Genomic DNA, 13,041 nt, shown 5'->3' on the forward strand with positions numbered 1-13,041 from the left:
ATAACAACAAGCAGGGTGGCCCATGAACCAGTCCGAATACCTGAGATACGACGCAACAGCGCTGGCTGATCTGATCCGCCGGGGTGATGTGACGCCACGGGAAGTAACCGATGCGGCGGTGGAGCGTGCCAATCATGTCAATGGGGCCCTCAACGCCATCTGCCACCCCCAGTACTCGGATGCCATGGGGCAGGCGCCGGTGTCTGATGGGCCGTTTTCTGGTGTACCCCTGTTGCTGAAAGACCTGGCCCAGGAACAGGCCGGGCAACCTTGCACCTACGGCAGCCGGGCCATGCGAAAGCATATTCCGAGCCGTGACTCACAGTTCGTACAACGTGCCCGTAAGGCCGGCTTGGTGTTCATCGGTCGCACGGCAACGCCGGAGTTTGGCCTCAAGGCCGTCACCGAATCTGCCCTTTGGGGCCCGAGCCGCAATCCCTGGAATACAGAACTGACGCCCGGGGGCTCCAGCGGGGGCTCCGGTGCCGCGGTAGCCGCTGGTGTTGTTCCCATGGCCGGAGCCAACGATGGCGGTGGTTCCATCCGCATTCCGGCAGCTTACAACGGGCTGTTTGGACTGAAGCCATCCCGCGGCCGGATTTCTGTAGGGCCCCACGCCGGAGAGGCCTGGACCGGTGCTTCGACCGACCATGTGGTGTCCCGCACAGTTCGAGACAGCGCCAGCATGCTGGATGTGCTGGCCGGCCCTGCCAGTGGCGACCCGTTTCGCATTACGGAACCGGAGGGCTCCTGGTTGGACTTGATGCAGCAATCGCCGGGGCGGCTGAGAATTGGTGTGTTCACCTCTTCCCCCTACGATACCGAGGTAGCACCGGAGTGCGTGGCCGCTGTCGAAGAAACCGCCCGTATGCTGGAAGGTCTGGGGCATCATGTCGAATATGCCCGGCCGGAGTTTGACGGCATGGCCCTGGCACGGTGCTACCTGGCCCTGTACTTTGGTGAAGTGTCCTCAATGATGGACAGAGCACGCGAGCAGTTTGGTGCCGAGGACAAGGATTTCGAGCTGGAGACCCGGTTACTGGGTATGCTGGGGCGCACCATGCCGTTGCCGGACTATGTTCGTCGTCGCCAGCAGTGGAATGACTTCGCCCGTGCCCTGGGCGCATTTTTCGAGCGTTTCGACCTGTACCTGTCCCCGACCACCGGCCAGTTGCCGGCAAGGATTGGTGAAATGGACACCCCGGCTCATCTCAAACTGATCGCCAGGCTGATGCTAACCCTAAAAGCGGGCAAGCTGGTCCATCGTAGCGGCCAGGTGGATCAGATGGCGCTGGAAAGCCTGGCCCGAACGCCCTTTACCCAGCTTGCGAACCTGACCGGCACGCCGGCGATGTCGGTACCCATGCACTGGACCCGCGATGGTTTACCGGTCGGCGTCCAGTTCGGCGCCGCCCATGGCCGCGAGGATCGACTGTTGCAGCTGGCCGCCCAGCTTGAGGAAGCAAACCCCTGGTTCGCTAATTACGAACGCCTGGAAAACGCGTTCTGATGCGTTGACACAACTTCCGGCGCGACCTTGTGATCCGCGCCGGCAAACTCCACGTTTATCTTTACTGGTGGAACAGGCTATGCTGTAACACAGGGATCTGATTCCCTGACTACCCTGATGGCATCGAGGAGGCGAGCATCTTATGAACCAATCGATGGCAATCGACGATCTGGTATCCGTAGCACAGGCCGAAGCCATGGGGGAACTGGACGCCCCGATGATGGCCATAGTTCTGTCCAGTGAGCAGAGCTACGACCTGCCCATCAACTCTCTGGAAACCGATGCCGACAAGGCCCGCTGGGGTCTGATTCTGCGGGCGGCCCGCGAACACGTGGAAGCCGACGCCGTGGCGGTACTCTACCCGGCCTGGACCACCATCCGTCGCAAACCGACCGATGCCGAAACGCCCCAGGCCCAGGCAGAGGATGACGATGGTGCCGATGATGATAACGGCCCCATCGACACCCTGTTTGTTCAGTTGCACACCCGTGACAGAATCTATTGGCGGGGTTTTGAACAGATTCGCGACCCCAAACATCAGCGCATTATCGGCTTCCGCCGGATCAAAGCGTTGTCCACCGACTACGACAGAGACAGCGCGCCAAGCGTGGCTGCCTGGCTGAGCACCCTGTTCGAACCTTTGCCGGACGAAGGCGAGGAAACCGATATCGACCGCGAGCTGGCGGATTTGCTGGAAGAGCCGGAAGTCAGCGCGGCCTTGTACCCACGGCAGATGCGGGCGCTGCACTGAGCCCGTTATTAAGGCCGGCCGGGCGCCAAGGGCACCGGCCGGTTTGGTTATCTATATTTCGGCGACCCGTTCCAGCACCCAGTACAGACTTAAGGCGCCGACTGCCATCAGCATGACGGGCACCGCTGCCCGTTCGTAGAATCTTGAGCGGGCTGAGAGGTATAGCAGTGGGAAAACCACCAGCACCAGCGCAACCTGCCCCAGTTCCACGCCAAGATTGAACCCGGCCAGCGCTACCGCCAGTTGCGATACACCGGTCGTCAAATCGCCCAACACGCTGGCGAATCCGAACCCGTGAATCAGTCCGAACCCAAAGGCCAGCTTCCAGGTTTTCCGGCCCAGTATCGGCCAAATGACGTTCAGGGCTGCCAGTGCGACGGATAACGCAATGATGGTTTCCACCCAGGCAATGGGTGGGCGCACTACGCCCAGCGCTGAAAGCCCAAGGGTAATGGAGTGGGCCACAGTAAAAGCGGTGACGATGCCGACCAGCTCAAGCAGCCTGGGTTTCAGACCGGCTGCACCGAGAGTATTACCCGCTTCAGTGGTCTTACGTCGGCGAATGGTGGCTGGCAGCATTAATACCAGCAAGAAGAGAATATGATCCAAGCCGATCAGTAAGTGGATAATGCCCTCGTAAAGGAAGGTGCCGAACAATCGGGCATTACCGAAACTGGTCGCTGCCAGAGCCAGTGTGGTGTCTCCGGGGGCAATAACGGCAAGGGTTTCCTGGCCTTCATAGGTCAGGCTGACCAGCCCTCTGTGCAGGGGGTCGCGATCAAACAGCAGCGTATAGGTAAGGGATTCCGGCGCCTGGCCGTTAGGGCATGCGACCAGGTAACGTGCTGCCGCGTAAGGCCCGTCGCTGTGTGTGGATAACCCCCACTGTTCACCTTGCAGGGTGCAGTTGCCGCTGTGATTGCTCAGCACCAGACCTTGTTCCAGATAACCGGTGATCTCGCCTCTGGCAGCTCTTAGTTCGGCACCACTGACTTGCCGGTCGGCGTTGCGGTCGAGTGGCACCTCCAGGGCAAGGTCCCTGAGCGCAAGATCCACCCTGACTGTAGACTGATCAAGGTCAAGGTAGATAAACGCGTCGCTTGCCTTGTGGGCCCAGGCAGGCGAAGCGCTTGCCGAGAATGCCGCAAGAAGCAGTAACCGTAGAAACAGGAAGCGGTTCATGAGTCGGTCTCCGGGTAGCGGTTATCAGTCTGCCGGTGTTGCTTCAGCCAGTCGCGAACACTGCTCGCCCGCTCTTCTTCGCCGGCAGCGATGCTGGCACGCAACACCAACCGGGTGTCCTCCGGCTCCCGCTGATCCTGCCAGTTGGCCAGTGCGTAACCGAGTGCCTGCGGTGCTTGCCCTTCCACATCAAGTTGGAAACGCGCCAGGTCGCGTTCATGCAAAAGGCTCCCCCGCCAGCGCGCTTCGGAAAAGCGCTCTCTCAGTCGTATGATTAAGGCATCGGCTTGCGGATGTTCGGTTTGCTGCATTGCGATCGCCCGGATGACTGCCAGGGAGTCCACGTGTTCATAGCTTTCCGTCAAAGACAGGACGTTCTCTGGTTGTTGATTATCGAGAAACCAGTCAGCCAGCCGGGTGCGGGTGTACAGATCGTCCGGTTGCAGGTTGAGAATGAGCTGCCAGTGATCGCGGGCACGGGGATCACCAAGCTGAGCGGCCAGATCAGCCAGCGTACCCTCGGCCCAGACCCTTTCGTTGTTGTTTTGCCGGCGCTCTGTACGGGTATGATCAAGCAGCCTCTGATAGGCTGATTGTGGTTGCCCTGTGCGGCCCCGAACTTGCGCCTGACAACTATAGGCAATCAATCCCGGGGAGGATTCAAGCAGTGCCTGGCAATTTTCAGCTGCATGCTCATAGCGGCCCTGCACCAACTCAAGGTTGGCCAGTGTCAGGTGAGCCTGCAGTCGCTGAATGGGGTCATCGGTCGTGGCGATGACCGTTTGGAGGTCTGCCCTGGCCTCATCGAACTGATGCAGGCTTTGCTGGACCGTGGCTCGCAGAACTCTCAGCCGATCGGTCAGGCGGTCTTCAGGCCATTGGGCGAGCAGGCTGCTGGCATAACCCAGATATCTTGGGTCGCCATCTCGTCTGGCCTGGAGGATCTGCTGTTGTATGGTACCGGCCAGCTCCTCTGCGTTGTCTGGAAGCGCGGTTTGGGTCAGTGTTGGTTGTGGCAGGGTGACTAGAATGTCAGTGTCACCAAAGTCGGTTCTGATGTCGGCGGGTGCTGCCCAGGCGGCGGAGCCAAAAACGGCCATCCCTGTCAGGATGGCCGAGAAGGCTCCGCCCTTCAGGGCAGGAGCAAGAGCTGCCAGCGCGCCGTGCCTGGCGCGCTGGCAGCGGAGCAAGCCGCGCTCAGAACAGGTTGTCGAACGCCTGTTCATTGTCTTGATCATTGAAGCTGAACTCCAGGTTATTGATGTTTACCGGCTCGCGGTCATCTGCGGTGCGCTGTATCTCATTCTGGACAAACGTGGTGAAATCCACCGAGATCTTCAGGCCCTGGCCTCGGTTGTTGGAGCTGTCTGAGCAGCCTGCCAGTGTCAGGCCGAACACCAACAACGCGGCGATCTTTAGCATGGGTTTCATGGAAACCTCCTTTGGTCGCTTCAGTTACGTTGTGGATTCGGGGAACCGGAGAACGGGTGGCCCAGATAGGGGAAACCGCTCAGCAGAAGGTCTCGATCAACCACCGCTCCGTCGGTGTACTCGATCTGGCCAGCAGGCGCCGATTCCTCATCGAGCAGGACGCCCATCACCACGCGCAAAGCAATGTCGACCACGTCGTCCACTGGACGGCGGCCGTTCGGGAAGCCGGTGACGTCTCCGGCGATGACACCCAGATCATCCTGCATGGCGACGTCGCTGGTGGCGGCCTCGATACTGGTGTTCAGCCGGAGCATTTCACCCAGTGTTGGCGTGCCGCCAGGGCGTGTCAGGTCCGGTACACCATTGAGGAAGGCCCAGACCAGGTCGGTGCGCGGATAGGCATCGGGCGCCTGCACGCCGAACAGGCTCTCGATCAGCACGGGTAAGGTGGGTGTCAGGACATAGGGTGCGAAGTTCGAAGCATCGTCTTTCGGCTCGCTGGCGTTGAAGAGATCCTTGTCCCGAAGACCAATCACCACTTCGTTCACCAGCGGAGAACCGAGGCGCGACACTTGAGTGTATGCGCCACCTTCAACGGTTGCGCCTTTGCCTGAATCGCCCTCTTCGAAGGCGACAGGTCGCGGATTGATCACTCGTGCCTGGCGAACGCTGGCAGTGGTCCAGGCACCGATGACCGGGTCATTGGCCGAGGCAACACACTCGATCGGCACCTCAAGGGCCAGTGACGTCACGTTCTTGCCTTCCAGAATGTTCAGGCCAAGATCCCGGCCGTTCGCGCCGGTGACATCCTCGGGAGACAGGTTGATCAGATCGAAGACTTCGCCGAGATTGACAGCAAAGGCTTCGGCCCGTTGTCCGGCAAACACCCGGCCGGTGCCGCAGCCCGGGATATTGGCCGTGTACACATGGCTTTGTGCATAGGCCGGATAATTCTCTATGGTTTTGCTGCCGATGTTGTCCAGCGGCTTGCTGAAGGTTGGGCTACCCCCGTCACCGGTCACGGCCTGCGATACGCCAGTGCGCCGGTCACCTCGAATGACATCCACAGTGTAGGTCTGGCGTACCTGAATAGCGCCGTTCATGGCGTCATCCATGGCGCCGGGACCAACCGGTGCGCCTGTCTTCAGGGGAATGGAGACCATTTCCCCGTTCACATCAATTTTCAGATCCTGTCTCACATCCTGGAACGAGAAACGGAAGGTGATGTCTTCCCGTGCGTTCCCGGTGTTGTCGATGTGAATCTCGTAGATGGCGTCTTCATCAAGATCGAAGTAGTTGGGCCCGCCATAGGCATCCTGCAGTGGCAGATAGTTCGCGATCAGCGTAACAAAGCCTTCTCGGCCAGCTTCGTAACTGCGGAACATGTAGAAATCGGTACCGTCCACTTTTGGCATTTCCGTGATAAACGGGGCTTCTCTGTGACTGGACGCATAACCGGTTCCGGCGGCTAGGCATAAGCCGGCAACCGCAACAGCGAGGCCGGAGCGTTTTATTAATGTGTTCATTCCGTGCTTCCTCATCGATGGTTGGTATTGCTAAGGAGTAACGGACGCCACCGGTGAAAAGATGCACTCCGACGCGAAATAAAATGTGTGATTTTCAAGGAGTGACCCTGCAACTTTCGTGGCACTCGCACCGTAACTGTTCCTACCATTGGATGACACGGGGTAGAACATGACGGTTGATGAGTCAGAACAAAAAGAATTGTTGAACCTGTTGTTGGCAGTGGCACAGCATGATCGGGAGGCTTTTCGACAGCTCTACCAGCGAGTCTCGGCTCGCATGCTGGGGCTGTGTTACAAGCTGGCAGGCCAGCAGGAGCTAGCGGAGGAAGCCTTGCAAGATGCCTTCGTACAGATCTGGCACAACGCAGGTGAATATCACGGAGATAGAGGCGCCCCCTTGGGGTGGATGCTAACCATAGCCAGGTACCGAACGCTGGATCTTATTCGTGCTCGAAGATCTTTAAGAAATGCCGGTGCCGACGCGCTAAACCATCTTGAGGATGGCCGCTGGGGGCCACTGGAGGCCCGGCTGCAGCAAGCTGGAGCATCAGCGCTGACCGGGTGCCTGGAGGAACTGAGTGACACCCAGCGCGATACCATCCTACTGTCCTACTACCGGGGCATGACCCATGACGAGCTGGCACAGACCCTGGCCTCGCCGGTCGGTACGGTGAAAAGCTGGATAAGGCGTGGTTTGATGGCGCTGAAGAGGTGCCTTGAGCGATGAAGAAAACGCCGGAACGTATAGAAAGCCTTGCCGCTGAGTATGTGTTGGGCTCATTGACGGGGCGGGCCCGGCAACGCTTTGAGCGCTGGATGATGCAATCGATGCAGGTTCGGCAGGAAGTCTGGTTCTGGGAAGAGAGACTGGGCCAACTGACTCGGGCTGTGCCTTCGGTTAACCCGGCGCCATCGGTCTGGGCAGAGATAGAACAGCGCCTTTGGCCCACCGTCGAAAACGCTACTCAGGCACGTCCGCGCACAGGGTGGTTCTGGCCGAGCTGGAGCTTATTGGCAAGCGCGGCTGTCGTTGTACTGGCGGTGATCCTGGTGGCTCCGCCACAGCAGGGGCCAGTGCGTGATGTGCAGTTAACCGGCGCCGTTGTGCAGTCTGACGTGAGTGATCCGCTCTGGTTGGTCAGCGAATCCGGGAATGATCGATTGAGGCTGAGATCCGTGGCCGCCGTCGACCCAGGTCAGGGCAAGGATTACGAGCTATGGGTCGTGCCGGGTGAAGGCAGCCCGGTATCATTGGGTGTTATGGCTGTGGGTGGAGTCTACGAGGTGACCCTGACTGAAGAGGCGCGTAGGTTGCTGGCCAGCAGCCGCACGCTGGCCATAAGTCTGGAGCCCAGTGGTGGCTCTCCGACGGGCGTACCGACCGGCCCGGTTCTACATATCTCCCGGCTTTACGAGATGTGAAACAGTGTCGATCCGCCTCTCGGCGGATCAGTGGTTGGTGGTTAACAGCGTGAGGCACAATTGTGCGTTCTGAATAAAGTGGGCGAAGGCTGCCAGCTGTTGTTCTGATGGCACATAGCCCGCCGCAGCATTATCCGCATAGAACAGGCCAACCAGTCGCCCTTTGGCGGTAAGCGAGCCTACCAGGGCCGGCACCTTGCCCAGCCAGCGGTCATAGGGAACACCGCCCGCCTGTTTGCCGGGTTTGTAAATGGCACAAGTTCCGTGGGGTAAAAGCTCCCCAAGTGGCCCGGTGCCATCCTTGTGGATAATCAAGTGTTCTCGCCACTCCTCGGTACCCCGGCCGCCCACCTTGCGGGGAATCAGGTCTTGTCCGGTGCGGTCGCTCATCAGCAAGGCTACCCGTTGCATTCCGATGGCCCGGTGAATGCCTTCGATCACCAGCTGGCACACTTCGTTGATATCTGGCTTCTCCGCCAGTGTCTGAGTCAAATCCCGGAGGATTTGCAACTGCAGGGCGGGGTCCATGACCGGGGCTTCGGCACCGTGTCCGGCGGCGCTATCCTGGTTGCCGGGCAGCAACGCGGTTACCTGTGGAATGCCCAGAGACACCGCCACCTTGGTGGCTTCCTGGGCGTTGACCTTCAGTTGGTCCCGGATGGCGGCGGGGCTTTCTCCGACATCTGCTGACAACCTTTCCAGCACCTTGTCCATCTCCGGCCCGCTCCAGCCATGCTCGGACACCGTGGCCATTTCCACGGTATTGCGCACCAGGCTGCTGGCCATGGAATTGGCCTTCCCGGGCGCCACCACTTCTCGGATAAACGGTCCTAAAGACCAGGCTTCCACCAGGCCCCGGGTGATCTCGGTAAAGGTGGTGTGCAGCACTGCCTTCTGTGCCTCCACGGGCGCTTCGTCCAGCCGCAGGCGCTCTTCCAGCTCGGTCGCCTGATCGGTTTCGCATGACCAGAAGGCCAGCTCACCGATATTCATCAGCAAGGCTCCGATGAACACCTCTTCAAGAGCATGTTCGGTACGTTTTGGCATCAGGCACCGGGCCTGAACGGCTGCGTGAATAGCGCGAGCAAGGCAACGCAACAGGTGTGGCCGGTCGTTGCGTTTGAGCAGAGTGTCGACAATCAGCGATGAAATCGCCATGGATTTCACCGCGTCGAAGCCGATCAGGGTGATAGCCCGGCTGACCGTGCTCACCTGGGTACGGGTCTGGTTGTAGAACACCGTGTTGGATAGCCGAAGCACCTGGGAGGTCAGCTGGGCGTCATTCAAAATGACATTGGCCAGCTCGTTGACGGTGCTGTTGCGGCTGTCGGTCAGTTCGTTGATCTGCCGGAGGGTGTTGGCCAATACCGGCAGCTCTACCTTGCTGAGGTAAGAAACCCATGCCTGGGTGGAATTCATCCTTGAGGGCGTATTCTCGGACGGTGTAGTCACAGGTACGGCGCGCCTCGGATAGGTGGAGGTTTATTAATGTTCTTTTCAAATAGCAGTTTAGCTGAGGGCAGGCTGGTGTGTCAGGTAGCTTTTTGTGTAAGGGCAACTACACACCGCCCGGATTCGGGTTTGGTCATCGAATAGGCTATAATCGCCGGTTTTCGGCTGCGCGCCCTACGCACTCCAAAGGCAAAGACCAAGGCACTGATCGTGATTGTATTTGACCAGGTACAGAAGTCATACCAAGTGGCCGGCCGGGCGATCCCCGCGCTGCATCCCACCAGTATGACCATTGAAACCGGCGAGGTATTCGGCATCGTCGGCCATTCCGGCGCGGGTAAGTCCACCCTTGTCCGTCTGATCAACCTGCTGGAACCGCCCACCGGCGGTCGCATCTTGATCGACGACGAAGACGTTACCCGGTACAACTCCGCGGAACTGAGAGCTTTCCGTCGCAAAGTGGGCATGATCTTCCAACATTTCAACCTGCTGTCGTCCAAAACCGTGGCAGACAACATTGCGTTTCCGATGAAGCTGGCGGGCATCTACAGCAAAACCGAGATACGCGAACGGGTACAGGAACTGCTGGCCCGGGTGAGCCTGACCGACCACGCCGACAAGTATCCGTCTCAGCTGTCCGGGGGCCAGAAACAACGCGTTGGTATCGCCCGCGCCCTGGCTTGCCGCCCCACCATTCTGCTGTGCGACGAAGCCACCAGCGCCCTGGACCCGCAAACCACCCAGTCGGTCTTGAAACTGCTGGGCGACATCAACAAGGAGCTGGGCCTGACCATCGTGTTGATCACCCACGAGATGGACGTGGTGCGTCGGGTGTGCGACCGGGTAGCCGTAATGGACGCCGGTCGCGTAGTGGAAATGGGCCCGGTGAGCGAAGTGTTCCTGCACCCCCAGCACCCCACCACCCGGGATTTTGTGTTCGAAAGCGAAAACATCGACCGCAATGAACTTCAGGAAGACCTGCAAAAAGCCGACGGCCGCATCCTGCGCCTGACCTTCAAGGGCGAATCCACCTACAAGCCCCTGCTGGGGAGCGTAGCGAGGGAATCCGGCGTAGACTTCAGCATCCTCTCCGGCCGGATCGATCACATCAAAGACACCCCCTACGGCCAGCTAACCCTGTCACTGGTGGGCGGTGATCTCGACGTCGCCATGCAGGCACTGGAAGCCGCCGACGTTCACGTGGAGGTAGTGCGCTGATGGAAGCTTTAATGGAAACTCTCATGGGCAACGTCGACTGGCTGGAAATCGGCTGGGCAAGCTGGGACACCCTGGTGATGGTGGGCATGTCCCTGCTGTTCAGCGTACTGATCGGCCTCCCCATTGGCGTATTACTGTTCCTGTTCGGCAAACGCCAGCTACTGGAACAACCAGTGGCCTATGCGGTGTTATCGTTCGTGGTCAACGTACTGCGTTCCGTGCCCTTCATCATCCTGTTGATCGTGATGATCCCGTTCACCGTACTGCTCATCGGCACCTCCCTGGGCGTGGCCGGCGCCATTCCGCCACTGGTCGCCGGCGGTGCCCCCTTCTTCGCCCGCCTGGTGGAAACCTCCCTGCGGGAAGTCGACCGCGGCATCATCGAAGCCACCCAGGCGATGGGTGCTAACGTGCGCCAGATCATCTTCGGCGCCTTGCTGCCGGAAGCGCTTCCGGGCATCATCGCCGGTATTACCGTGACCGCCATCACCCTGGTCTCCTACGCGGCCATGTCTGGCGTCATCGGTGGCGGCGGCCTGGGCGACCTGGCCATCCGCTTCGGTTACCAGCGTTTCCAGACCGACGTGATGGTGATCACTGTCGCGTTGCTGGTGATTTTCGTACAGGTACTCCAGATGGTCGGTGACCGTCTGGTGCTTTATTTCAGCAGAAAGTAAGACCGTGATTGAGCCGGGCAGGCAATTCCAAAGTCCGGTATAGGCAGGCTGCTGGGAGGCTCCTTCCGAAAACCTGGAGCGCCAGGGATGGCGCGACGGAGCCCTACATGGACGTATTCACGGGCGTTTTTCGGAAGGAGCCTCCCAGCTGCGTGCCGTAAACCAAAGTTAAACACGATGCTCCACAGGAGAACGCAATAATGAATCTGAAGAAAACTCTGGTAGCCATCGCTGCCGTAGCAACTTTCTCCTCTGCTGCTGTTGCAGAGAAACTGTCCGTAGCCGCCACTCCGGTCCCGCATGCTGAGCTGCTGGAATTCGTCAAGCCGGCACTGGCCGAGCAAGGTGTCGAGCTGGATGTGAAAGTCTTCACCGACTACGTACAGCCCAACATCCAGGTTGATCAGAAGCGCATGGACGCCAACTTCTTCCAGCACCAGCCGTACCTCGACGAATTCAACAGCGGCCGTGGCACCAATCTGGTCACCGTTGCCGGTATCCACGTTGAACCCTTCGGCGCCTACTCCAGCAAAATCAGCTCCCTCGACGAACTGAAAGACCGCGCCGTAGTGGCCATCCCCAACGACCCCACCAACGGCGGCCGCGCCCTGTTGCTGCTTCAGGAAGCTGGCCTGATCACCCTGAAAGACGAAAGCAAGATCACCGCCACACCTCGTGACATTGCCGACAACCCCAAGCGCCTTAACTTCCGCGAACTGGAAGCCGCTACCCTGCCGCGTATCCTGAACCAGGTCGACATGGCCCTGATCAACACCAACTACGCGCTGGAAGCTGGCCTGAACCCGTCTGAAGATGCCATGGTGATCGAAGGTGCCGAGTCCCCTTACGTGAACATCCTGGTTGCCCGCCCGGACAACAAGGACAGCGACGCCATGCAGAAACTGGCCAACGCGCTGAAATCAGACGCGGTTCGCGAGTTCATCAAAGAAAAATACGAAGGTGCCGTGGTTCCCGCATTCTGACATCGGGGTACCCAGGAATGAAAAAGCCGGGCAGTGTGAGCTGCCCGGCTTTTTATTGAGTGCAATATTCTACGGCAAGGCTCTAATCAATCACCGCTCCAGTTGGACGACGGGTCCGGGGTCATCCGCAGATAGGATTTCACCGCCTTGTAGCCCTTCGGGAAGCGCTGTTTGATCTCATCTTCGTCCTGCAGCGACGGCACAATCACCACATCGCCGCCTTTCTCCCAGTTGCCGGGCGTGGCCACCTTGTGGTCATCGGTCAGTTGCAGGGAATCGATAACTCGCAACACTTCGTTGAAGTTACGACCGGTGGATGCCGGGTAGGTAATGATCAGGCGCACCTTCTTGTTCGGATCAATGATAAACAGCGAACGCACGGTCAGGGTGCTGTCGGCATTCGGATGGATCATGTCGTACAGCTTGGCGACCTTGCTGTCGTGGTCGGCAATGATCGGGAAGTTGACGGTGCAGCCCTGGGTTTCGTTGATATCCTTGATCCATTCCTCGTGGGAGTCGACTGGATCGACACTCAGGGCAATGGCCTTGACGCCACGTTTGGCGAATTCGTCTTTCAGTTTGGCGGTCAGGCCCAGTTCCGTGGTGCATACCGGTGTGAAGTCGGCCGGGTGCGAGAACAGAACCCCCCAGCTGTCGCCAAGCCAGTCATAGAATCGAATGGTGCCTTCGCTGGAATCCTGTTCAAAATCCGGTGCAGTGTCTCCAAGACGCAAACTCATAGTCGTTCTCCTCAGACAGGTTGTTGGCAAACACGGTGTTATTTTTTGTGTACGTTAACCACTGTGGCGATGGATGTGCCGAATGCAAGGGGGACTTGATCCGGAACAATCAACGGTGTGCTCACATCCTTATGAGCACCAGACATACC

13 protein-coding genes are annotated in these 13,041 nt (G+C 59.1%); 7 read left to right on the top strand and 6 right to left on the bottom strand.

Annotated elements, in window-relative coordinates; genetic code table 11:
• Positions 1-22 precede the first annotated feature (22 nt).
• Together FIV08_RS00935 and FIV08_RS00940 are read left to right on the top strand one after the other, a co-directional pair.
• Positions 23-1,510: an amidase gene (locus tag FIV08_RS00935; RefSeq protein WP_152437052.1), complete on the top strand. Its 1,488-nt coding sequence runs from the start codon at positions 23-25 to the stop codon at positions 1,508-1,510.
• A gap of 142 nt (positions 1,511-1,652) precedes the next feature.
• On the top strand, positions 1,653-2,261 hold the full coding sequence (locus FIV08_RS00940) for a hypothetical protein (protein WP_072678777.1): 609 nt from the start codon (positions 1,653-1,655) through the stop codon (positions 2,259-2,261).
• A 51-nt stretch (positions 2,262-2,312) separates the two neighbouring features.
• On the opposite strand, the gene FIV08_RS00945 is transcribed toward FIV08_RS00940, so the two are convergent.
• Genes FIV08_RS00945 through FIV08_RS00960 form a run of 4 tightly spaced genes read right to left on the bottom strand, consistent with a single transcriptional unit; the run spans position 2,313 to position 6,400 of the window.
• The gene (locus tag FIV08_RS00945; RefSeq protein ID WP_072678776.1) at positions 2,313-3,443 is read right to left on the bottom strand and encodes a HupE/UreJ family protein; all 1,131 of its coding nucleotides are present in this window, start codon (positions 3,441-3,443) and stop codon (positions 2,313-2,315) included.
• A complete protein-coding gene (locus FIV08_RS00950; RefSeq protein WP_228704103.1) occupies positions 3,440-4,681 on the bottom strand; it encodes a hypothetical protein in 1,242 nt (413 codons plus the stop codon). The genes FIV08_RS00945 and FIV08_RS00950 overlap by 4 nt, the downstream gene beginning before the upstream one ends.
• Entirely contained in the window at positions 4,641-4,874 is a 234-nt protein-coding gene (locus tag FIV08_RS00955; RefSeq protein WP_072678775.1) for a hypothetical protein, read from the bottom strand. Before FIV08_RS00955 ends, FIV08_RS00950 begins: the two co-directional genes overlap by 41 nt.
• A 20-nt stretch (positions 4,875-4,894) precedes the next feature.
• Positions 4,895-6,400, bottom strand: a complete 1,506-nt coding sequence (locus tag FIV08_RS00960) for a DUF4331 domain-containing protein (protein ID WP_152437053.1) — start codon at positions 6,398-6,400, stop codon at positions 4,895-4,897.
• 169 nt (positions 6,401-6,569) lie between these two features.
• Between FIV08_RS00960 and FIV08_RS00965 the strand changes: the two genes are divergently transcribed.
• Positions 6,570-7,127 carry a sigma-70 family RNA polymerase sigma factor gene (locus FIV08_RS00965; protein ID WP_152437054.1) on the top strand — a complete coding sequence of 186 codons (558 nt, stop codon included), beginning with the start codon at positions 6,570-6,572 and terminating at the stop codon, positions 7,125-7,127.
• Complete coding sequence (locus FIV08_RS00970; RefSeq protein WP_072678772.1) at positions 7,124-7,822, top strand: anti-sigma factor; 699 nt, start codon at positions 7,124-7,126, stop codon at positions 7,820-7,822. Before FIV08_RS00965 ends, FIV08_RS00970 begins: the two co-directional genes overlap by 4 nt.
• Before the next feature lie 27 nt (positions 7,823-7,849).
• Here FIV08_RS00970 and FIV08_RS00975 read toward each other — a convergent pair whose 3' ends face one another.
• Positions 7,850-9,241 carry an HDOD domain-containing protein gene (locus tag FIV08_RS00975; protein ID WP_152439555.1) on the bottom strand — a complete coding sequence of 464 codons (1,392 nt, stop codon included), beginning with the start codon at positions 9,239-9,241 and terminating at the stop codon, positions 7,850-7,852.
• 243 nt (positions 9,242-9,484) lie between these two features.
• Here FIV08_RS00975 and FIV08_RS00980 point away from each other — a divergent pair, with 243 nt between their 5' ends.
• From FIV08_RS00980 to FIV08_RS00990, 3 genes are all read left to right on the top strand, one after another.
• Complete coding sequence (locus FIV08_RS00980; protein WP_152437055.1) at positions 9,485-10,492, top strand: methionine ABC transporter ATP-binding protein; 1,008 nt, start codon at positions 9,485-9,487, stop codon at positions 10,490-10,492.
• Positions 10,492-11,169: a methionine ABC transporter permease gene (locus FIV08_RS00985; RefSeq protein WP_058092815.1), complete on the top strand. Its 678-nt coding sequence runs from the start codon at positions 10,492-10,494 to the stop codon at positions 11,167-11,169. The genes FIV08_RS00980 and FIV08_RS00985 overlap by 1 nt, the downstream gene beginning before the upstream one ends.
• Before the next feature lie 200 nt (positions 11,170-11,369).
• The gene (locus FIV08_RS00990; protein ID WP_058092814.1) at positions 11,370-12,152 is read left to right on the top strand and encodes a MetQ/NlpA family ABC transporter substrate-binding protein; all 783 of its coding nucleotides are present in this window, start codon (positions 11,370-11,372) and stop codon (positions 12,150-12,152) included.
• 86 nt (positions 12,153-12,238) lie between these two features.
• On the opposite strand, the gene FIV08_RS00995 is transcribed toward FIV08_RS00990, so the two are convergent.
• The gene (locus tag FIV08_RS00995; protein ID WP_152437056.1) at positions 12,239-12,892 is read right to left on the bottom strand and encodes a peroxiredoxin; all 654 of its coding nucleotides are present in this window, start codon (positions 12,890-12,892) and stop codon (positions 12,239-12,241) included.
• Positions 12,893-13,041: the final 149 nt, after the last annotated feature.

The organism is Marinobacter sp. THAF197a, from assembly GCF_009363275.1.
Lineage (GTDB): Bacteria > Pseudomonadota > Gammaproteobacteria > Pseudomonadales > Oleiphilaceae > Marinobacter.